The sequence below is a fragment of the Bifidobacterium santillanense genome (assembly GCF_018555385.1).
Lineage (GTDB): Bacteria > Actinomycetota > Actinomycetes > Actinomycetales > Bifidobacteriaceae > Bifidobacterium > Bifidobacterium santillanense.
Genome location: NZ_JAFEJS010000011.1, coordinates 16,372 through 36,226, shown reverse-complemented (window position 1 = coordinate 36,226; position 19,855 = coordinate 16,372). Strand labels below are relative to the sequence as shown.

Annotated in this window: 13 protein-coding genes; 7 read left to right on the top strand and 6 right to left on the bottom strand. The window is 62.2% G+C overall.

Going from position 1 to position 19,855, the window contains the following annotated elements; translation table 11 throughout:
• The first annotated feature begins 176 nt into the window (after positions 1-176).
• Positions 177-1,544 carry a glycosyltransferase family 2 protein gene (locus tag JS528_RS09290; RefSeq protein WP_240541438.1) on the top strand — a complete coding sequence of 456 codons (1,368 nt, stop codon included), beginning with the start codon at positions 177-179 and terminating at the stop codon, positions 1,542-1,544.
• A 4-nt stretch (positions 1,545-1,548) separates the two neighbouring features.
• Here JS528_RS09290 and glf read toward each other — a convergent pair whose 3' ends face one another.
• On the bottom strand, positions 1,549-2,724 hold the full coding sequence (glf, locus tag JS528_RS09285) for a UDP-galactopyranose mutase (RefSeq protein WP_214358783.1): 1,176 nt from the start codon (positions 2,722-2,724) through the stop codon (positions 1,549-1,551).
• Between the two features lie 234 nt (positions 2,725-2,958).
• On the opposite strand from glf, the gene JS528_RS09280 reads away from it, so the two are divergent.
• Positions 2,959-3,990, top strand: coding sequence for a glycosyltransferase family 2 protein (locus JS528_RS09280; protein WP_214358782.1), 1,032 nt, complete (start codon positions 2,959-2,961; stop codon positions 3,988-3,990).
• Positions 3,991-4,095: 105 nt separating this feature from the next.
• Here JS528_RS09280 and JS528_RS09275 read toward each other — a convergent pair whose 3' ends face one another.
• From JS528_RS09275 to JS528_RS09260, 4 genes are all read right to left on the bottom strand, one after another.
• Positions 4,096-5,526: a hypothetical protein gene (locus tag JS528_RS09275; RefSeq protein ID WP_214358781.1), complete on the bottom strand. Its 1,431-nt coding sequence runs from the start codon at positions 5,524-5,526 to the stop codon at positions 4,096-4,098.
• Positions 5,527-5,772: 246 nt separating this feature from the next.
• Entirely contained in the window at positions 5,773-6,807 is a 1,035-nt protein-coding gene (locus JS528_RS09270) for a right-handed parallel beta-helix repeat-containing protein (RefSeq protein WP_214358780.1), read from the bottom strand.
• Between the two features lie 260 nt (positions 6,808-7,067).
• Positions 7,068-8,372: a hypothetical protein gene (locus tag JS528_RS09265; protein ID WP_214358779.1), complete on the bottom strand. Its 1,305-nt coding sequence runs from the start codon at positions 8,370-8,372 to the stop codon at positions 7,068-7,070.
• 222 nt (positions 8,373-8,594) lie between these two features.
• A complete protein-coding gene (locus tag JS528_RS09260) occupies positions 8,595-11,690 on the bottom strand; it encodes an immunoglobulin-like domain-containing protein (protein WP_214358778.1) in 3,096 nt (1,031 codons plus the stop codon).
• Between the two features lie 206 nt (positions 11,691-11,896).
• Between JS528_RS09260 and JS528_RS09255 the strand changes: the two genes are divergently transcribed.
• From JS528_RS09255 to JS528_RS11805, 5 genes are all read left to right on the top strand, one after another.
• Entirely contained in the window at positions 11,897-13,105 is a 1,209-nt protein-coding gene (locus JS528_RS09255; RefSeq protein WP_214358777.1) for a CAP domain-containing protein, read from the top strand.
• Between the two features lie 167 nt (positions 13,106-13,272).
• A complete protein-coding gene (locus JS528_RS09250; RefSeq protein ID WP_214358776.1) occupies positions 13,273-14,517 on the top strand; it encodes a nucleotide sugar dehydrogenase in 1,245 nt (414 codons plus the stop codon).
• Positions 14,518-14,604: 87 nt separating this feature from the next.
• Positions 14,605-16,086 carry an MATE family efflux transporter gene (locus JS528_RS09245; protein WP_214358775.1) on the top strand — a complete coding sequence of 494 codons (1,482 nt, stop codon included), beginning with the start codon at positions 14,605-14,607 and terminating at the stop codon, positions 16,084-16,086.
• Between the two features lie 112 nt (positions 16,087-16,198).
• Entirely contained in the window at positions 16,199-17,224 is a 1,026-nt protein-coding gene (locus tag JS528_RS09240) for a glycosyltransferase family 2 protein (RefSeq protein ID WP_214358774.1), read from the top strand.
• A 77-nt stretch (positions 17,225-17,301) separates the two neighbouring features.
• The gene (locus JS528_RS11805) at positions 17,302-18,390 is read left to right on the top strand and encodes a glycosyltransferase (protein WP_214358773.1); all 1,089 of its coding nucleotides are present in this window, start codon (positions 17,302-17,304) and stop codon (positions 18,388-18,390) included.
• On the opposite strand, the gene JS528_RS09230 is transcribed toward JS528_RS11805, so the two are convergent.
• On the bottom strand, positions 18,329-19,828 hold the full coding sequence (locus JS528_RS09230; RefSeq protein ID WP_214358772.1) for a hypothetical protein: 1,500 nt from the start codon (positions 19,826-19,828) through the stop codon (positions 18,329-18,331). The genes JS528_RS11805 and JS528_RS09230 overlap by 62 nt on opposite strands.
• Positions 19,829-19,855: the final 27 nt, after the last annotated feature.

Sequence of the window (19,855 nt, the reverse complement as noted above, 5' to 3'; positions counted from 1 at the left end):
GAAACGCGGAATCGTCGCCCGCGGGGCTGGATTCGAACAAATCGTGAAGCTCGTATGAAGACGGCATGGAGTTATTGGGGCGGAATCGCGTATCCGCGGCGGCTGGGCGGCGGGTCGGATAGGTTATGAAGTCGCTGTTAGTCGGATATATACGTCGTACGGTCTGAGAGGAGTCCATGACGCAGGAACAGGAACCGCACATGTCATCGCAGATTCCGGCGCCGGCCGCGATCGAACCGACCGGCGAGGAGCGCGCGGCGCGACGCGCGAACCGCGCGGGGCGGGCGACGCCGAAGTTCGTCGCGGCGACCGACGACGCGGCGTCGCGCCCGCCGCTCGTCACGGTCATCGTGACGGTGCGCGACGCGGCCGAGACGCTGCGGTTCTGCGTCGACTCGATCCTGCGACAGTCGTACGCGAACCTCGAGGTGATCCTCGTCGACGACGGGTCGGTCGACGACGGACCGGCGATCCTGGACGAGTACGCGCGGCGCGACGACCGCGTGACGACGATCTTCCTCAAGGACGATAAGGGTGACGGTCCGGATGACACGGAACGCGGGGACGTCGCGGCGCGGGCGCGCAACGCGGCGCTGGATGCGGCGCACGGCGAGTACGTGGCGTTCGTGGGCAGCGACGGCGTGCTTGACCGTCGCAACATCGAACTGCTGCTGCACGCGCTGATCAAGACCGGCGCGGACATGGCGAAGTCGCGCTGGGAGCGGTTCACGATCGACCAGCTGTACGGCGTGGCGGAGACGGCGGCCGAGGGCGCGCGCGAACCGGAGACGGTGACCGTGTTCACGGACGCGCTCGAGGCGTACCAGAGCGTGTTCCTCAAGAGCCTGCGCGTGATCGGCGACGAATTCGGGCACAACACCGAGGCGAGGTACCTGCACGACGAGGACTGGGGCCGGCTGTACCGGGCGTCGGTGTGGGACGGCGTGCGGTTGCCGGAGGACATCTACTCGCCGGAGCTGCTGGCCGCGGGCGAGCTGTACTCGCGCATGGCCAAGGTCGCGGACGTGGACGTGGTGCTGTACCGGTGGCTGCGGGAGGACGGCGACGCGGCGGGTCGCGGGGCGACCGACGGAGCCGCGGATATTGCGGAAGCCGGCGTCGACGAGCCGGCGAGCGCATCGTCCGCCGCCGGCGCCGCCGATGCAACGGCGGCGGACGGCGATGCCACGGGTGCACGGCCCGCGCGGCGCTTCCGCTACTACCACGACACGTTCACGGCCGGAACGGCGAACTTCCGGTTCGCGCACGAGCGCGGAATCCTGCCGGGACGCAGCTACTACACGATGACGACCGCGTACTCGGGCGCGAAGACCGCGCCGGACTTCGACGAGCCGGAGAACCAGCGGCAGTTCGAGCTGGATACGGCCGAGCTCGAGGAGCTGCGCGGCATGCTGACCTTCAGGCAGCGTCTGCAGTGCGGTAGTGTGCACCAGATGAGGCTGTTCGAGGAGGGCGTCAGGAAGTGGCTGCCCGCGTCGATGAGCGAGTCGCAGTACACGCCGATGCCGGAGGAGCTGGAGTAGGCGGTCAGCCGAGCAGCGGCGCGACCTGCTCCTCGTACGCGGTCAGGGCCGTGTCGATGACGTTGTGCATGTCGTAGTACTTGTACGTGCCCAGGCGCCCGCCGAACACGGTCCTCGGCTCGGCCGCGGCCTTTTCCGCATAGCGGGCGTACAGGGCCTTGTCCTCGTCGGTGTTGATCGGGTAGTACGGCTCATCGCCGCGCTCGGCGAAGCGGGAGTACTCCTCCCACACCACGGTCCTGCCGGGCGTGTACGAATCGGCACGCTCCGGGTTGAAGTTCCTGAACTCGATGGCGCGGGTGTACGGCACGTCCGAATCGGAGAAGTTCATGACCGGGCAGCCGAAGTGGTCGTCCTCCGCGTAGCGGACCTCCTTGAAGTCGACCGTGCGCCACTTGAGGTCGCCGAGCTCGTAGTCGAAGTAGCGGTCGATCGGGCCGGTGTACACGACCGGCACGCCCGCCGCCTGCAGGGCCTTCCTGTTGTACGGCTGCGTCTCGTCGAAGAAGTCGACGCCCAGTTCGACCGTGATGCGCGGGTCGTCGATCATGCGCTCGAACCACGCGGTGTATCCGTCCTTCGGCAGGCCCTCCCACGTGTCCTTGAAGTAGCGGTTGTCGTAGTTGAAGCGCACGGGCAGGCGCTTGATGATCGAGGCCGGCAGTTCGGCCGGGTCGGTCTGCCACTGCTTGGCCGTGTAGTTCTTGATGAACGCCTCGTACAGCGGGCGGCCGATCAGCTGGATGCCCTTGTCGTTGAGGTTCTGCGGGTCGGTGCCGGCCAGCTCGCCGGCCTGCTCCTCGATCAGGGCCTTCGCCTCGGCCGGCGTGTACGCCTTGCCGAAGAACTGGTTGATGGTGCCGAGGTTGATCGGCAGCGGGTAGACCACGCCGTCGTGCGTGGCGTACACGCGGTGCACGTAGTTCGTGAACTCGGTGAAGCGGTTGACGTACTTCCACACGCGCTCGTTGGACGTGTGGAACAGGTGCGCGCCGTACTTGTGGATCTCCGCACCCGTCTCCTTGTCGAAGTACGAGTACGCGTTGCCGCCGATGTGGTCGCGCACGTCGATGATGTGCACCCGCGCACCCGCGTGCTCCACCGCCTGCTGCGCGACGGTCAGGCCGAACAGGCCCGCGCCCACGATCACGAGGTCCGGATACTGCGTATTCTCCACCATGGAATCAACCTTCCTGTGTCCTATGTGCTTGCTGTCATTGTCCGCGACGACAATCGACAGAAGGCCGATTCATCGGGATACCGGTGACTAATTGTATCCGCACCCTCTTCCCCGGGTCTTCACCCGGATCGAGGATCGGAGATCCTTGCCTTACAATCTGAGTACTGAGGCCGGCCGCTTCCGATACCGTCGAGACAGCCGGATGCCGCATCAACAATCCAAGGAGTTGCAATCATGACAGCAGCCTCTCCGCTGGTTTCCGTCATCGTCCCGGTGTACAACGCCGAACGGTATCTGCGGTATTGCGTGGATTCGATTCTGGGGCAATCGTACGAAGATCTCGAGGTGATTCTGGTCGACGACGGCGCGACCGACTCCAGTCCGGAGATTCTGGATACGTACGAACGGCAGGATACGCGCGTGAGAGTGATCCATCAGACGAACGGCGGCATCGCCAAGGCCCAGAACACGGGATTGGACGCCGCGCACGGCGAGTACATCGCATTCGCCGACAATGATGACATTCTCGATCGGCGCAACATCGAACTGCTGCTGCACGCGCTGCTGCAGACGGGCGCCGACATGAGCAAGGCCCGATGGCGTCAGTTCGGCGTCTCCCAGCTGGACAACGTGGCCGCCGAGGCCGCGCAGGGCGTACGGGAGCCCGCGAACATCTCCGTGTTCACGCATCCGCTCGAGGCGTATCAGACCGTGTTCTGCAAGACCCTGCGTCTGCTCGGCGACAAGCTCGGCCGCAACACCGAAGCGCGGTACTTCAACGAGGCGAACTGGTGCCGACTGTACAGAAGGGAGCTATGGGACGACATCCGCTTCCCGGAGGGCATGTACGCGCAGGACGTGATGGTGGCCGGCGAGCTGTATTCACGCATGGACAAGGTGGCGGACCTCAACGTCAACCTGTACAACTGGCTGCAGTCGAGCGGTTCGGTGACGCACAAGGAACGCAGCTTCGGCTTCTACCACGATAACTTCGTGGCCGGCGCGACGAATTTCCGACTGTGTTTCGAGCAGGGGATTTGCCCCGCCCGCAGCTACTACACGATGGTCGAGCAGCTCGGCGAATCGCGCTCCGCACCGGATTTCGGCGATGGAACCAGTCAGAAACAGTATGCGGACGATAGAAAACAACTTGCTTCGCTGCTCAAGCGACTCGCTCCCCTGCAGCGCGTACACTGCGCCGTCACCTATGGGATTCGGCTCTTGGAAAAACAGATCTACGATCTGAAAATCAAGAGCATGAAGTAAACGATGTGGGTTGGTTCCCCGCGAAATACCGCGGGGAACCAACCCACATGCTTTGTGTCGTCAGATGATGCCCAGCCGTCTATCGACAAGCCGGAGACATCCGATTCAGCTCAGGCTCTTCCAGGCGACGCCCTCCTGATGCCAACCGGCACGGCCGACGCTCTGGTATTCGACCCAGCTGGTCGTGTACACGTGCTCGCCCGAATTCGGGTTGTAGAGACGGTACACGTCGACGGACGAGGAGGCGTCCACGTACCAGGCGATGCCCTCATCATGCCAGCCAAGCGCCACGAGGTGCCTGTGCTCGGCAAGGCTCATCGTCCAGTTGTGGTTGCCGTCGTTCGGGTTGTATTCGCGGTAGACCGGCTTGAGGTTCTCGTTGGAGGAATCCTTCTTGGCCGCCTTGAAGGACACGCCCTCGTCACGCCAGCCGAGCGCCACCAGATGGTCGCGTTCCGCCTCACTCGTGGTGTAGTGGTGCAGACCGGAGTTGCGGTTGTAGACGCGGTACACCGGAACGGCCGTCACCGTCGGAGTCGGGGTGGGGGTAGGAGTCGGGGTCGGCGTAGGCGTGGGCGTCGGGGTCGGATCGGGGTCCGGCTTCGGCGCGGTCCACTTGACCACCTCGTACGGGTAGGTCTTGTCGTCGTCCTTCGTCACGACGTAGCCGGAGGCGAGCTCCTTCTCCGTGGGCTCCACGTTGAAGCGGCCGCCGGAGATCGAGATGGACGGGGTGCCGTGCGTGCTCGGCTTGAGTTCGGAAACGCCCTTCTTATTGCCGGAGTAGAACTTGCCGCCGGTGACCTCGAGCTTGCCGTTGTCGAGCGCGCGCAGGGCGTAGCCCTTCTCGCTCTTGATCTCGACCGTACCGCCGACGAGGGTCTCGCCCTTGTCCGCGGCGGCGTCCTTGATGCCACTGGCGCCGAGCGGGACGAGCGGCGCGGTGATCGTACCACCGGTGATCTTCGCCACGTTGTAGTTGAGCACCGCGTAGAAGTTCTCGGTGGGCTGCACGACGGTGCCGCCGGTCATGTTGAGATAGCCGTGGTCGTCGTTCTTGATGGTGATCTTGCCGCCGGTGAACGTGCCGCCGGTGATGTTCAGCGTCGCGCCGGCGCCGTCCTCGCCACCGTACGGATTGTTCTCCGGACTCTCGTTCGCGGAGTACCAGCCGTTGGCAATCAGGCTGGAGTTGTAGCCGACGTTGCCCGGGTCGGTGACGCCGAACCTGAAGTCACCGCCGTTGATGGTCATGACGCCGAAGTTCTTGATCACGTAGTAGGAGTTGCCGCCGGAAACGGCCTTGTCGGTCGCCGGATCGTACAAGCTGGCCTCGCGCGAACGGGTGAAGTGGCCCGATTCGATGGTCACGGTGCCAGTCACGTAGTTCGCGAGTGCGGCCGCGCCGTCGGATGTATTGTCGACAGTGCCGCTTTGCGCGGCGGAGGAATCCTTGATGGTCAGGTTGCCGCGGTTGACGATCGTGTGACGGCGGCCGATGTTGGCCAGCGTGTAGCCGTTCAGATCAAGGGTCACGGTCTGGTTCTCCTTGATCACGATGGGCTCGCTGATCGAGCGGAGCAGCCTGACGGAGCGGACACCGACGGTGTCGATCGCCTCGGTGAGGCTCTTGTAGACCCTGCCCCTGTTGCAAGTTGCTACCGCTGACCGGGAATACCGTGTCCTTGCCGAAGGTGTTGTCCTTCTCGCTCAAACCGCCCTCGGTGACGTACGAACCAAGGAGGAGACCCACGTACGAGTTGAACGTGTTGCCGGTCACCGTCAAATCGGCATTCGGCCCCTGACTCGGCCATACGCTGTAGGACACGGCCGCGTAGCCTTCGATGGTGTTGCCGGAAACAGTTGTGCCCTTGGTCGCAGTGACGGCAATGGCGTAGGTGCGAGACTATCTGCCGACAAACCGGTGTCGTTGGTCACGGTGTTGCCGGAGAAGGTCAGTCCGGTGATGCCGTAGGTGCCGGCCGGCGTATTGCCGTTGCCGACGACGAACATCATCGAGCCGGATGTGCCGGCACCAGAAATCGGCCCGGCTGATACCGTGTTGTTCTTGATCACGGTATCGACATTCGGTTTACTCCCGTTGCCGACGATGTTCACGCCGACCGCGGAGTTGTTGACGACCTGCCCGAGCTTGAACGTGTTGCCGGAGATCACGGTGCCCGCGGCACCCTGTTCGAGCCACACGGAGCTCGGCTGCCAATCCTTGTTGTTCGATGCGCCAGCCGCAGGATCGCCCGCGGCGATCGTGAACGTGTTGCCGGTGATCCGGACGTTCTTGGCGCCGGACACGATGACGTTCTGGCCGTTCACGTTCGTCGCCGGATCGAGCTTGAAGTTCGCACCCTTGACGGTGACGCCGTCGGCGGCGATGCGCAGCGAACCGGTGACGACGGCATCCTTGGCGGCGGTGATGGTGAGCTTCTTCCTGACTGTCAGGCTGGAGGAAACGATACCGGTCAGAGTGACGGTGTCGCCTTCCTTGGCCGCGTCGATGACCTTCTGCCAGTCCTTGGCGACCGCGTTTGGCTTGGTACCGGTCACGCCGTCCTGAAGGATGCCGTGGTTGCCGTTGGGCGAGCCGGACTCCGCAGGAGCCATCAGAACACGAATTTTGGCCGGCTGAAGCGCAGCTTCTTCAGGCGTGGTCGTCGTCAGCGTCTTGACGACGTCCTCACTGTAGGGAACCGCCGTCGAACCGACCGAACCATCATCCAGAGCGTTGGCCGCCGGAACCACCGCCAGTGCGCCGAGTGTGCACAATGCCGCGATCACGCCCACGAGCTTGCGCGGCGCCATATACTTACCCCTTTGCACCCCTGTCTTCCTTTCCGTTAAGGAGCCAGTCGACTACCTTGCCGACCCACTTCAAGGGTACCCCCTTAACAACCCCCGAACCAAAGCAACAGGTGAAAGTGGCGAAGCTCACGGTAGCAGTCTCCGCCGCCACGTCACCATGCGGAATCGCTCCAATTCCGACCATGACCAACCCGTTGTCCAATTACAAGATGCCCCGACAGCATAAGCGCTGTCGGGGCATCAATCAGTTCAGAAAAGACTCACTGCGCGAGGTACGCGTTGAATGCGGTACCTTCGTCGTGCCAACCGGCCTTGACCGCAGCGGACGCTTCGGGCTTGGACACGGTGAACACGTGTTCGCCCGTATTCGGGTTGTACACGCGGTACACCGGGGTGGTCGCATCCGCAGCCACATACCAGGCCACGTTCTCGCTCCTCCAGCCGGCACGCACCAAGGCGTCACGCTCCTTGGCGCTCAGCGTGTAGTGGTGGGATCCGTCGTTCGGATTGTAGAGACGATAAACGGGGGTGTCCTTCTCGTTCGACGAGGCCTCGAACTGCGGGCCCTCACCGCGCCAACCGGCCTGGATCACCTTGTTGTACTCGGCCTTGCTGGTCGTGTACAGGTGCGAGCCGCCACGCGTTTCGTTCGGGTTGAACGCGCGGTACACCACCGCATGAGACGACGGAGTCGGCTTGTCGGGCTTCGTCTCGCCGGCCTTGAGCGTGGTGAAGTCAGGAATCGCACCGGGAGTGAAGTCGAAGGCGAGCTTGTTGATCTCGGACTTGTTGGACTCATTGTAATCGGACACCGGAGTGCCGCTCTTCAGATCGACGTGCAGGCCGACGCGGGCGGAGCGCAGGTCCACCGCCGTCTTGGTCTTCACACCGTCGCGCCACAATGCATCGAACTTGTTGTACGTCCAATACAGCGGATCGGTGTAGGAGGAATCGATGTTGTCCAGGTTGTTGCCGTAGGTGGTTCCCGGGGTCAGGCCGGTGAGCTTCACGGAGAAGGTGCCGCTGCCGGACTTGCCGTCCCACTGTGCTCCGTTGTCGGCCTGCCAGAAGGACTGTCCGCTGTACTTCGCCGCCAGGAACGTGCCGCTGTTGGCCTCGTGGCTCTTGGGCAGGTTGAGATCCCGCTCATGGAGTGCACGATCGGTCCCGGAGCTGCCGCACACATAGTCCTCAGGCCATGTCGCGATGGTGGAACCCCAGTCGGTGGTGGAGTCGTTGGCGATCGGCGTGATGTCGGTGACGCGGCTGATGTCCGCGACGGCGCACACGCTCTTGACGTAGGCGGGGTTGAAGGCGATCGGACGATAGCCGCCGCCCATGCCGTCAGGCGTGATGTATCCCTCGTACATGGTGATCTTCCAGTTGAACGTCACCGTCGCCGAATCGGAACCGATGTCCGACACCTTGACGTTGCTGATGGAGTAGTTGGCGAATGTGTTGGGCGAATTTTCCGGAACAAATGCGGCGTTGGCCGCCGGAACGCCGGCCACAGCTATGCCGGCTGCCGCCGCGAATGCGACGAAGGCCTTTCCAAAATGCTTCATTGCGGAGCTCCCTTAGTCTCTCTTCGGACGTCCCGATACCGGGCCGTCCACTGTGAGCGCGGTTTACGCCCACACTGAAAACGCTACCCCTCTTCATGGTCGTCATGGAATCCCGGCACACATGCTGATATGACAAAGTCGAGGGGCATCACTGCCGGTCATGCAGTGATGCCCCTGACGGTTTACGACCCGCTTATGCGGCGAGCCGACGGCTGGATGGCATTATTTGAGGCTTTGCCAGGCGACTCCCTCCTGCTTCCAGCCCGCACGGCCGACGTTCTCGTACTCGACCTTGGACGTCGTGTACACGTGCTCGCCCGAATTCGGGTTGTACAAGCGGTACACATCCGTGGAGGCAGTGCTATCCACATACCAAGCAATCCCTTCGTCACGCCAACCGAGCTTGATCAGATGCTTATGCTCGGTCAGCGAAGTGGTGAAGTTGTGGTTGCCATCATTCGGGTTGTACTCGCGATAGACCGGCTTGAGGTTCGCGTTCGAGGAATCCGCCTTCGCGGCCCTGAATGACACTCCCTCGTCACGCCAGCCGAGGCGCACCAAGTGATGGCGCTCCGCTTCACTCGTGGTGTAATGGTGCAGACCGGAGTTGCGGTTGTACACGCGATACACCGGCACCGCGGTCACCGTAGGAGTCGGAGTGGGCGTAGGGGTAGGAGTCGGCGTAGGCGTAGGAGTCGGTTCAGGAGTCGGAGGCTGCGGCTGGTCCTTCTTGACGACCGTGATCGTGAACGTCGCCGTCTTCTTCGAATCGGACTTCAACGTGACCGTCACCGTCACCTTGCCCACGGCGGACTCGGTAAACGGCTTCGACAAATCAACCTTCTCACCGGCTTCGTTCTTGGCGGCGAGCGTATATTCGTCAGACTTCAGATCAATCGGATCGCCCTTGGATGGAATCTTCGCGACCTTTAGGCCGTCGGCCGAGAACGTCTCACCGACTTCGTACTCCGTCTTGGCCGGATTCTTAACTACCTTGATGCCAATCACGGCAGGAGTAGGAGTCGGGGTGTTCTTCTTGAGACCGGCTTCGGCCTTCTCGAGAGCGGACTTCGCGTCATTCACCTGCTGCTGTGTCGCGGACTTATCACCTGCCACCTTCTGAGCGGTAACAAGAGCATCGGCAAACGGCTTCCACGAATCAGCCGTATAATCCTTCTCGCTCAGCTTCCCGGCCTTCGCGATGGCGGCGTTCAACGCGGACTTATCAACAGGAGCCGGAGCCGGCTTCTTCTCAAGAGCGTCAATCGCGGCATTGAGCTTGCCGGCGGCATCCGTCACCTCTTGCTGGGTCGCATCGGCCTTGGACTGCACCTGTTCGGCAGCAGACAACGCGGTCTGGAGCGACTTCCACGAGTCAGCGGTGTAGTCCTTCTCGTTCAGCTTCCCGGCCTTCGCGATGGCATCATCCAACACGGACTTATCCGCCGGCTTGGTTGCGGGCTTTTGCAGTCTAGCGATCGCATTGCGAAGTCGAGCTGTAGCGGAATCGATTGCATCCTGAGTGGCCTTGGCATTACCCTTTACTGCGTTTGCCGCAGACAGCGCACTCCGCAATGCTTTCCAAGAATCCTGCGTATATTCACTGTCAGACAGCTTTTCGGCATCCGCAATAGCCTGATTCAGTGCATCGTAGTTCAAGGCGATAACGGTAACGGTACGAGTCGCCGTTGCCGTGTTACCGGCCTTATCCGACACGCTGTATGTCACCTGATATTTTCCGGGCTTAGACGTATCGACATCGTTCTTCACCACGATTCTATCCGTCACATCACCGTCAACGTCATCCGTCGCAGTCACTCCGGATTTCGCGTCAAATGCAGAATTCTGTCCAACCGTGATATCAGAGACACCAGCGATTACAGGCTTTGCGGAATCCTTGCCTCCAGCAAATACCACACTCACCGGGAACCCGAATCTGTCCTCGTAATACTGAATATTGTATCGGTAGGTAACGGTACCAGGAACAGCATTGGCTGTAATTGAAGCACCTTTGAGGGTGCCACCATTCACATTATCAATTGTTCCGAGTTCGAATGGAACATATTTGGCAATATCCAGCGTATTCCCATTGGCAACGCGGAAGATGTTACCGGAAAAATCGCTTCTATTATCATAAGGAGCAGTTGTCGACAGTCGGACAGCAAGCAAGCTGTTGTTCTTGGCGTAGACAACCATCAATCGATTATTCTTAGATACGTCAAGTGATGTTAGCCGGTTGTCGTTGATGCTTAGGCTGGCGAGGTCGGAGTTCTCGCTGAGGTCAAGATTGCCGATTTCGTTGTTATCCAAAATCAGACTCTCCAGTTTGGTGTTCTTCGTAAGATCAAGAGATCGAAGATCATCATCATTGGCTTTCAGCGAAACAAGATTAGCATTACCGGAAACATCAATAGATGATATTTGAGTATCGGAAATATTCAGAATTTTTAACCGCGCATTTTGCTTGACATTAAGAGTCCCCAGCTTCGTCTTGGAGACATCCAAATAGAGTAATTCTGGATTCTTAGATATATCCAAAGCGGTGATATTTGTGCCGGAGAGACCAATTTCCGAGAGTTTTGGATTACCGGACGTATCCAAGGAAGACAATGAAGCGCCATCTGCAGTCAAACTGTCGAGACGAGCGTTATGACTGATGTCCAATGTCGTAATCTTGGTGTTGGAAATAAGAAGATTCTGCAGCTCAGGATTCTTCGATACGTCCAGTGATTCCAGACCTGTTGCTTGCACTGCCAGATAAGTCAGTTTTGCATTATGAGAAACGTCGAGGGATTGGAGATGAGGATTAACGTTCAGTGAAACACGTCTGAGTTCCACGTTCTTTGACAGATTCACAGAAGTTAAGGTCTTGCTGTAACCTTCCAATGTCTGCAATCGCGGATTCCCCGACAAATCCAAAACGGAAACATCCGTCGTCCGCGAGCCGAAAGACAGAGCCCCCAGATTGGGGAACAACTCTATTCCTTTGAGCGTATGAGCGATGCCATCGGCATCCCATTGCCCCATAGCTGACGCGCCATCGGTATCGATAACCGACACTGACTCACGTTCGGACTGGCTCAACACGCCATTGCCGTCTTTGTCGCATCGCTTGGTGACGTAATCCCTGAAAACCGGATCCGGGAAACTGGTGGCATTGATGGTCACGTCGCCGGACGTCTCGGCCGCATTGGCCGTAGCCGCACCAAACCCGAAACCAAACAACATCGCGACGGCGGCAGCCGTCGCAGTCAGCCTCGACCCCACATGGATGGGTTGTCGCATCGCTGCTTCCTTCTCTTCTTCAATGTCGGCCAACCGCCCCTACGCCCGTCGACGAGACGAAGTCGGGAAAGACTCCCAGCTTGCTTTCAGCTTCCTCCTCACCGTAGACAGAACGGCACCGCATACCCGTTTTCGCGTCATGTGCGCGAAGGGTAAAATCGGAGGCGAGAATGGGCGGTGAATGGTGAATACGGAATGCCAAAGGCCGACCTCGAGGAAGTCCCAGGAAAAGGGGAATTATGACGATTCGTTGCATCAGCAAGGCCATCGCGGCCGTTGCGGCGGTGGCCGCATTGGCCGTCGCGGGGCCGGTCTCCGCGGCCTCGGCCGACGAGACCGCCGCGCCCGCCACCACGATTGCGGTGTCGGCGAGCGCGAAATCGCTCGACTCCGACCCGCAGATCCGCAACAGCATGCTCGGCTACTACGAGTACATCGGTGCCGAGGATGCGGTCGCGTGGTTCGAGCAGGTCCGCGCCGACCCGTCGCGTGCGCCGTATCTGCGTCTCGGCGAGGCCAATTCGGCCACATCGATCGACAACGCAATCAAGGCGGCGCTGTCCGTCAAGCACGGCAACACGCTGCGCACCAACGACAACAACTTCCGCGGCCTCGCGCCGCTGCGCATCAGCCATCTGCTGACGGCCATGGCCGAAACCGCGTCGGACTGGATGTATTCCAAGGGTTCGATGCAGCACCAGAACTACAATCCGTTCGACTACGGCGACTACTCCGCCGCCGGCCAGAACATCGCGTACGGCTATCTCGACCCGTACGCAGGCTGGTACTTCACCGAGAAGGCCGCCTACGACCTCGGCTCCCGCAACGAGAACATCGTGGGTCACTACCTCAACCTGACCAAGTCCGGATACACCGTCACCGGCTATGGCGACACCGGCAAGTACTCGGCCCAAAACTTCGCCGCCTCCTCGAGCGACAAGGGGCTGAGCGTGGACGCCTACGTCGCGTCGCTGGTCGGATACAAGCTGCTCATCGCGAACTACAGCGGCGGCTCCGACGGCTCCTCCAAGCCCGAGCAGGGCGGCACGGAGACTCCGGTCTACCGTCTGTACAATCCGAACAGCGGTCTGCACCACTACACCACGTCCAAGGCCGAGACCGATCATCTGGTGTCCGTGGGATGGCGCTACGAGAACGTCTCCTTCACCGTGTCCTCCAAGGGCTACCCCGTCTACCGCGTCTACAATCCGAACGACGGCACGCACCACTACACGATGAGCCAAGCCGAGGCGCGCAGCCTGATCCGCAGCGGCTGGAACGACGAGGGCATCGCCTGGCACGTGCCCGGCGACGGCTCGATCCCGGTGTACCGCCTGTACAACCCGAACAACGGCGAGCACGTGTTCACCACCAGCTTCACCGAGTACGAGAAGGTCGGCGCGAGCGGCTGGACGCAGGAGAGCGTCGCCTGGATCGCACTCAAGTAACCCGAATGGCGGATATCGCCGATCCCGCAAAGACGAATGCCCCGCGAACGGGAATGGAAAATCTTCCCCCGTTCACGGGGCATTCGCATAATCCGCGGCCGGACCACGCCCATTCGACTACACTGATTGACCAGTATCGAGTTCGGACACAGGAGTTGAGGAGTCATATGAAAATCGCGGTTGCCGGTACCGGTTATGTGGGGTTGTCCGTGGCGTTGCTGCTGTCGCAGCACAACGAGGTCCATGCGCTGGACATCGTGCCGGAGAAGGTCGAGCTGCTCAACAACGCGAAGAGCCCGATCGTCGACGCTGAAATCACCGACTTCCTCCAGGAGAACGCCTCGGGCGAGCGTCCGCTGGACTTCCATGCCACGCTCGACCCGGAGCAGGCCTACACGGGCGCCGAGTACGCGGTGATCGCCACCCCGACCAACTACGACCCGAAGAAGAACTACTTCGACACCTCCAGCGTCGAGGCCGCGATCAAGGCCGTGCGCACGTACGCGCCGGACGCGTGGATCGTCATCAAGTCCACGATCCCGGTCGGCTACACCCAGCAGCTTCACGAGCGCCTGCACGACGACCGTATCCTCTTCTCCCCGGAGTTCCTGCGCGAGGGCCACGCCCTGTACGACAACCTGCATCCGAGCCGCATCGTCGCCGGCGCCCCGCAGGACGACCCGCAGGCCGTCGAGGCGGCGCGCACCTTCGTCGGCCTCCTTGCCCACGGCGCGGCGCCCGAGGAGACGGACCGCACCAACCCGGACGGCACCAAGGGCATCCCCCAGCTCGTCGTCGGACTGACCGAGGCCGAGGCCATCAAGCTGTTCGCCAACACGTACCTCGCCCTGCGCGTCGCCTACTTCAACGAGCTCGACACGTACGCGGAGTCGCGCGGACTCGACACGAAGTCCATCATCAGCGGCGTGTGCCTCGACCCGCGCATCCGCAACGACTACAACAACCCGAGCTTCGGCTACGGCGGCTACTGCCTGCCCAAGGACACCAAGCAGCTCCTCGCCAACTACGACAAGGTGCCGCAGAACCTCATCGAGGCGATCGTCGCGGCGAACCGCACGCGCAAGGACTTCATCGCCGACGAGATCATGGAGCGCGTCGAGGGCGTCGAGAACCCGGTCATCGGCATCTACCGCCTGACCATGAAGTCCGGCTCCGACAACTTCCGCCAGTCCGCCATCCAAGGCGTGATGAAGCGGCTCAAGGCCAAGGGCCTGACCGTCGTCGTGTACGAGCCCACGCTCGACGCGCCCGACTTCTTCGGCTCCAAGGTCACGCACGACCTCGCCGCGTTCAAGGCCGAGTCCAGCGTGATCGTCGCGAACCGCTGGAACGCCGACCTCGCCGACGCCGGCGAGAAGGTCTTCACGCGAGACCTGTTCCGCCGCGACTGACGCCGACTGACGCCGGCCGCCGATGATGTTGCGATGGTGGCGTATCGTATCCGCGGTACGCCACCATCGTCGTATGTGGAGGATGATATGCGCCGTGGGCTCCTGCTGAACCTGATCAGCAACGTCGTGTTCTTCGTCAGCGGGTATGCGCTGCACTTCTTCCTCGGCAACACGATGCCGCCGGCCGCCTACGGCGTGGTCGGCACGATTATCACCGTGCTCGACTTCGAGTACATGTTCGTCTCGAACGGCGCGCGTCAGTCGGTCGCCAGCGAGATCTCGCGCAAACGATACGACTTCCGTGATGTCGTCGGCAAGACGCTCGCCTTCCAGCTGATCGTCGTCGCGTTCTTCTTCTGCGTGAACTTCCTCGGCGCCCCGCTGTTCGGCATCGTCCTCAACGACGCGACGCTGGACCGGTACTTCCGCATCGCCGCGTTCCTGGTCGTCGTCAACGGCCTGCAGACCGTGCTGCTCGGCGTCAATGACGGACTGCAGCGGTTCGGCACGAGCGCGCTGCTGAGCACGTTCTACCCGATCGCCAAGCTCGGCGTGATCCCGCTCATCATCTTCGTGTTCCGCGACGACCCGGTCATCGGCGTGGAGGTCGGCTTCCTGCTCGCGGTGGTGCTGACGATCCTCCTCGGCTGCGCGCTGCTGTTCGTACGGCGGGACTCCCTGCCGAAACGGCGGTCGGCGGCCGACGGCGTGGAGCGAATCCCGTTCGGATACGTCGCCACGCACACGCTGAGCTTCTCCTTCTTCTTCATCATGGTCTCGCTCGTGCTGAGCGTGGACACCCTCATCGTCAAGGCCGTGGTCGAGCCGGCATCGATGGCCGGCTACTACACCGGCGCGATGAACTTCGGCAAGATCGCCTACTACCTGCTGCAGGCGTTCTCGACCGTCATCCTGCCGGTCGTGGCGAAGCTCGTGGGGGAGGGGCGGCGCGACGCGGCCGTGACGCGCACCGGCGAACTGCTGCTCATCGCGTTCGTGTTCATCCTCCCGATCTCCGTGGTCGTCTCCGCCAGCAGCGGCGACCTGCTCGCGGCGTTCTACAGCCCGTCGTTCGACGTGGCGGCCGCGACGCTCTCCTGCCTGTCGTTCTCCAACTTCTTCATGGGCATCACCGTGATCCTCAACATGGTCCTCAACTCGTTCGGCTCCAGCCGGTTCTCCGACGTGCTGTCGATCGTGTCGCTCGTCGTGGTGATTCCGGTGTTCATCGTCTCCGCGCGCACGTTCGGCATTACCGGCATCGCCGTCGCCAGCGTGACCTGCACCGGGCTCGCGATGCTGGTCACGTTCGCGCGCACGTACCGCAAGGTCGGCAACGTGATGCTGCGGCGCACGTGGATCGTCCTCGGCGCCAACGTGGTGCTGTGGGTCCTGGTGCACGTCACATTTGTGCATTTCAACGTTGCAGGACAGCTGACTCTGGAATCGGGCTTTACGAGTCTACCGGTGATTGCGGTACTGTACGCTGCGATCTACGTCGCATATCTGGCGGTCCTGTTCGCCGCCAAGGTCATCACCGTGCAGCAGCTCAAGGTGCTGGGGAAGTAGCCGCACTCCCCCGTGTTGGCGCCGACGACTATGATGAACGCGTTGAACAATCGTAGAACCCTATTCATGGCAGGTGCCTGACCCTATGCGTCTCTTCATACAGATTCCTTGCTTGAACGAGGAGAAAACCCTCCCCCTGGTGCTGAAGAACATGCCGAAGGAGATCCCCGGCGTCGACGACGTGGAGCTGCTCATCATCGATGACGGCTGCAGCGACAGGACCGTCGAGGTGGCGCGTTCGCTGGGCGTCAGGCACTTCGTGCACCACGCCAAGCCGATGGGTCTGGCGCGCGCGTTCCGCGACGGCGTGGACTACGCTCTGAAGCACGGCGCCGACATCGTGGTGAACACGGACGGCGACAACCAGTACCCGAGCGAGACGATCGGCGAGCTGGTGCAGCCGATCCTCCGCCACGAGGCGGATATCGTGGTCGGAGACCGTCAGACCGCCACCATCAAGGAGTTCAGCTGGTTCAAGCGCCGCATGCAGGCGTTCGGCTCGTGGGTGGTGAACCTCGCGGCCGGCACGCACATCCCGGACGCGGCCAGCGGCTTCCGCGCGTACTCGAAGAACTCGCTGCTCAAGCTCAACATCGTCACCGAGTTCAGCTACTGCATGGAGACGATCATCCAGGCGGGCAACAAGCGCATCGCCATCACCTCGTACGCGATCCGCACGAACCCGAAGACGCGTGAATCCCGCCTGTTCTCGAACATCTTCGAGCACATGGCGAAGTCCGGCGGCGCGATCATCCGCAGCTTCCTCATGTTCAAGGCGAACGTGATCTTCAAGTGGGCGGCCGTCGTCTTCGGCGTGCTCGGCCTGATCCCGTTCGTGCGGTATCTGGTGTTCTTCTTCTCCGGCTCCTCGGCCGGCCATCTGCAGTCGATGCTCGCGGGCGTGGCGCTGATCATGCTGTCGGCGTTCTGCGTGGCCCTGCAGATCATCTCCGAGGTGCTGCGCATCCAGCGCAAGCTCGTGGAGGACGAACTGGAGCGCACCAAGGAGCTCATGTACTGCAGGGAGAACCAGCGCATCTGGGCGCAGCAGGACGAGTGGGGCGGCTATACCGGCACGCCCACCGGACTGGCCGATGCCTCTGAAACTTCCAATAAGGGTGAGGACGCCGAGCGGTGACAAATCGGACCGAATCCTCTTCTCTCTGCCCCCGCGTACTTGCGTTCGGCACCTACAACACACGCAAGCATCCGCGCGTGGGCATCCTCATCGACGGCCTGCGCGCCAACGGGTGCGAGGTGACCGAGATCAACCACCCGCTGGAGCTGTCGACGGCTCAGCGCGTGGAGATCCTCAAGAAGCCGTGGAAGCTGTTCGGCTTCGGCTGGAACCTGTTGGGCCTGTGGCATGCGCTGCGCCGGGACGCGCGCGCATGGATGAGGCGCAACGGGCGCCCGGACGCGGTGCTTGTGGGCTATATGGGGCACTTCGACGTGCTGCTGGCCCACCACGTGTTCCACGGGGTGCCGATCGTCCTCGACCATCTCATCTTCGCCGGCGACACCGCCAAGGACCGCGGCGCGCAGGGGCTCAAGGTCAAACTCCTCAACCGGCTCGACCGCATGGCGATCGGCGCGGCCACGCTGACCGTGCTGGACACCGAGGAGCACCGCCGCATGTGCCGTCCGGGCGACGAGACGATGGTCATCCCCGTCGGCGCGCCGCGCGAATGGTACACAGCGGGCGACGCCGAGGCGGAGGCCGTCTCCTCCGGAGAGGCGACCCGCAGCAGGGACATCGTGTTCTACGGCCTGTACACGCCGCTGCAGGGCGTGCCGGTCATCGCGCGGGCCGCGAAGGAACTGGCCTCGCGCGGGCTCACCCCGCACTTCACGCTCATCGGCAAGGGGCAGGACTACGACGAGGTCCGCACCATCGCCGCCGGGCTCGACAACGTGGAGTTCCGCGAGTGGGTCGAGCCGGAGGACCTGCCGGCCCTGGTCGCCTCGCACGCGATCTCGCTCGGCATCTTCTCGACCACCCCCAAGGGCCTGCACGTGGTGCCGAACAAGGTGTACCAGTCCATGGCCGCCGGATGCGCCGTCATCACCTCGGACACCGCGCCGCAGCGCCGCATGCTCGGTGATGGCGTGACGTACGTGAAGCCGGGCGATGCGGTCTGGCTGGCCGACGCCATCGAAGAGCTGCTGGCGGACGATGAGAGACTGCACGCCGCTCAGCAATCGGCGGAGGAGACCGCGAAGGCGTTCACCGCGCAGCGCATCACCCGGCAGTTGGCCGATTGGGTGCGCCGAGCCGCGGCCTCGGCCGCAGGCAGACGGTAACCGCGGCGATCAGCACGCCGGCGCATGTGACGACAAGCGATGAGTACGCGGCGAATTGCGCCGGCAACCCCGCGTGCTCCATTGTCCCGCCGACGGCGAATGGCCATTTCAGCGCCGCCTCATACAGCAAGGCCGTCACCTTCAGCGTCAGCCACATGCAGACGACGCCATTCGACATCCAGCCCGGCAGGCCATCCCACGTGAATCCCATGGCGATGACGACGGCGAACACGATGGAGATCAGGCTGAAGTACACGGCGTTGTCGCTGCCGCCCTGCTTATAGAACAGCAGCTGCTGGAACACCGTGCCGCCGAACGACAACGCCAGCATCAGAGCCATCAGCAGGGCGGCGCGCCCCGCTCCCCTGCCCCCGAGGAACGCATTCGCGGCAGGCATGCCTCCGTCTCCGCGATACCGACGGACAGCCCACATGATGATGCCCATGAATCCGACCACCATGGGGATGACGGTCAGCAGCAGCACGAACGCCCATCCCCAGCCGGTATTGGTGACCGCGGAATTCTGGTACTGGGACATGGTGCTCTTGTAGAAATGCGGGTCCAGCAGCGCCTGGATGAACGTCTTGTTCGTGTTCCGCTGCAGATGGGTACGTGACCATTCCGGCTGTGAACCGGTGAAGTTTCCGGACAACGCGTGCAACCGGAGATAGAACCAGGCCGAAGCGGCCACGGCGATGATTCCGGGCAGCACGCACAACACGGTGATGTTGCGAATCCGGCGATGCGAGGACAGGAGGACCGCAAGGAACACGATCAGCAGGCACAGGCCCATGATCGGCACGGTCGATAGTCTGGTCAACGGCGCCAGAGCGACGATCAGCCACCATAGGACGATCATGCGGACGGTCGACGCATATGTCGTCAGCGAACCGGTCAATACATCGTCCTCAAGCATCGACCGAACGAGCTTGGCGGTCATGCCGATCAGCAACGTCACCCACAGACTCGCCAACGTGTAGTTGAAGACGACCGAGGGGAGGCACCGGTTCGACGCCACGATGACGGGCACGAGGGAGACGGCCGGGCATTCGCCGCCGATGACCCATTTCGCGGCCCAACGAGAGCAGACGATCAACAGAACGCCCATCACCCACACCAAGGCGCGCATGGCCCAGATGCCGCGAATCGGATGATGCAGGGTGTCGAACAGCAGGAAGACCGGCGCCTCCAGCGCATAGAACAGCGGCGGGTGCTGGTAGCGCCATTGGACATCGTACGGGTAGTCCATGTGGAGCGGATTGAACTCCGCCCCGCCGAAGAACGTCGGCAGATGCCCCTGGGTGAGCTGATAGACGTAATCGACCTCCAGCGTCTCGTCGAAACTGAAGAACGGCGGCCAGGCGATGTTCTGCCACAGGTCGCCGGCGGTGTAGATCAGCAGCGCCGCGACGAGCAGGACCAGCCCAGCTCCTCCCATACGTTGCCTCATCGCTATCGACCGCTT

What these genes read in the sequence shown, in the direction of transcription:
- JS528_RS09280 (WP_214358782.1), top strand. Translation starts at nt 2,959, where the DNA reads ATGACAGCAGCCTCTCCGCTGGTTTCCGTCATCGTCCCGGTGTACAAC.
- JS528_RS09250 (WP_214358776.1), top strand. Translation starts at nt 13,273, where the DNA reads ATGAAAATCGCGGTTGCCGGTACCGGTTATGTGGGGTTGTCCGTGGCG.
- JS528_RS09230 (WP_214358772.1), bottom strand. Translation starts at nt 19,828, where the DNA reads ATGGGAGGAGCTGGGCTGGTCCTGCTCGTCGCGGCGCTGCTGATCTAC.
- JS528_RS09255 (WP_214358777.1), top strand. Translation starts at nt 11,897, where the DNA reads ATGACGATTCGTTGCATCAGCAAGGCCATCGCGGCCGTTGCGGCGGTG.
- glf (WP_214358783.1), bottom strand. Translation starts at nt 2,724, where the DNA reads ATGGTGGAGAATACGCAGTATCCGGACCTCGTGATCGTGGGCGCGGGC.
- JS528_RS09270 (WP_214358780.1), bottom strand. Translation starts at nt 6,807, where the DNA reads ATGGCGCCGCGCAAGCTCGTGGGCGTGATCGCGGCATTGTGCACACTC.
- JS528_RS09290 (WP_240541438.1), top strand. Translation starts at nt 177, where the DNA reads ATGACGCAGGAACAGGAACCGCACATGTCATCGCAGATTCCGGCGCCG.
- JS528_RS09245 (WP_214358775.1), top strand. Translation starts at nt 14,605, where the DNA reads ATGCGCCGTGGGCTCCTGCTGAACCTGATCAGCAACGTCGTGTTCTTC.
- JS528_RS09265 (WP_214358779.1), bottom strand. Translation starts at nt 8,372, where the DNA reads ATGAAGCATTTTGGAAAGGCCTTCGTCGCATTCGCGGCGGCAGCCGGC.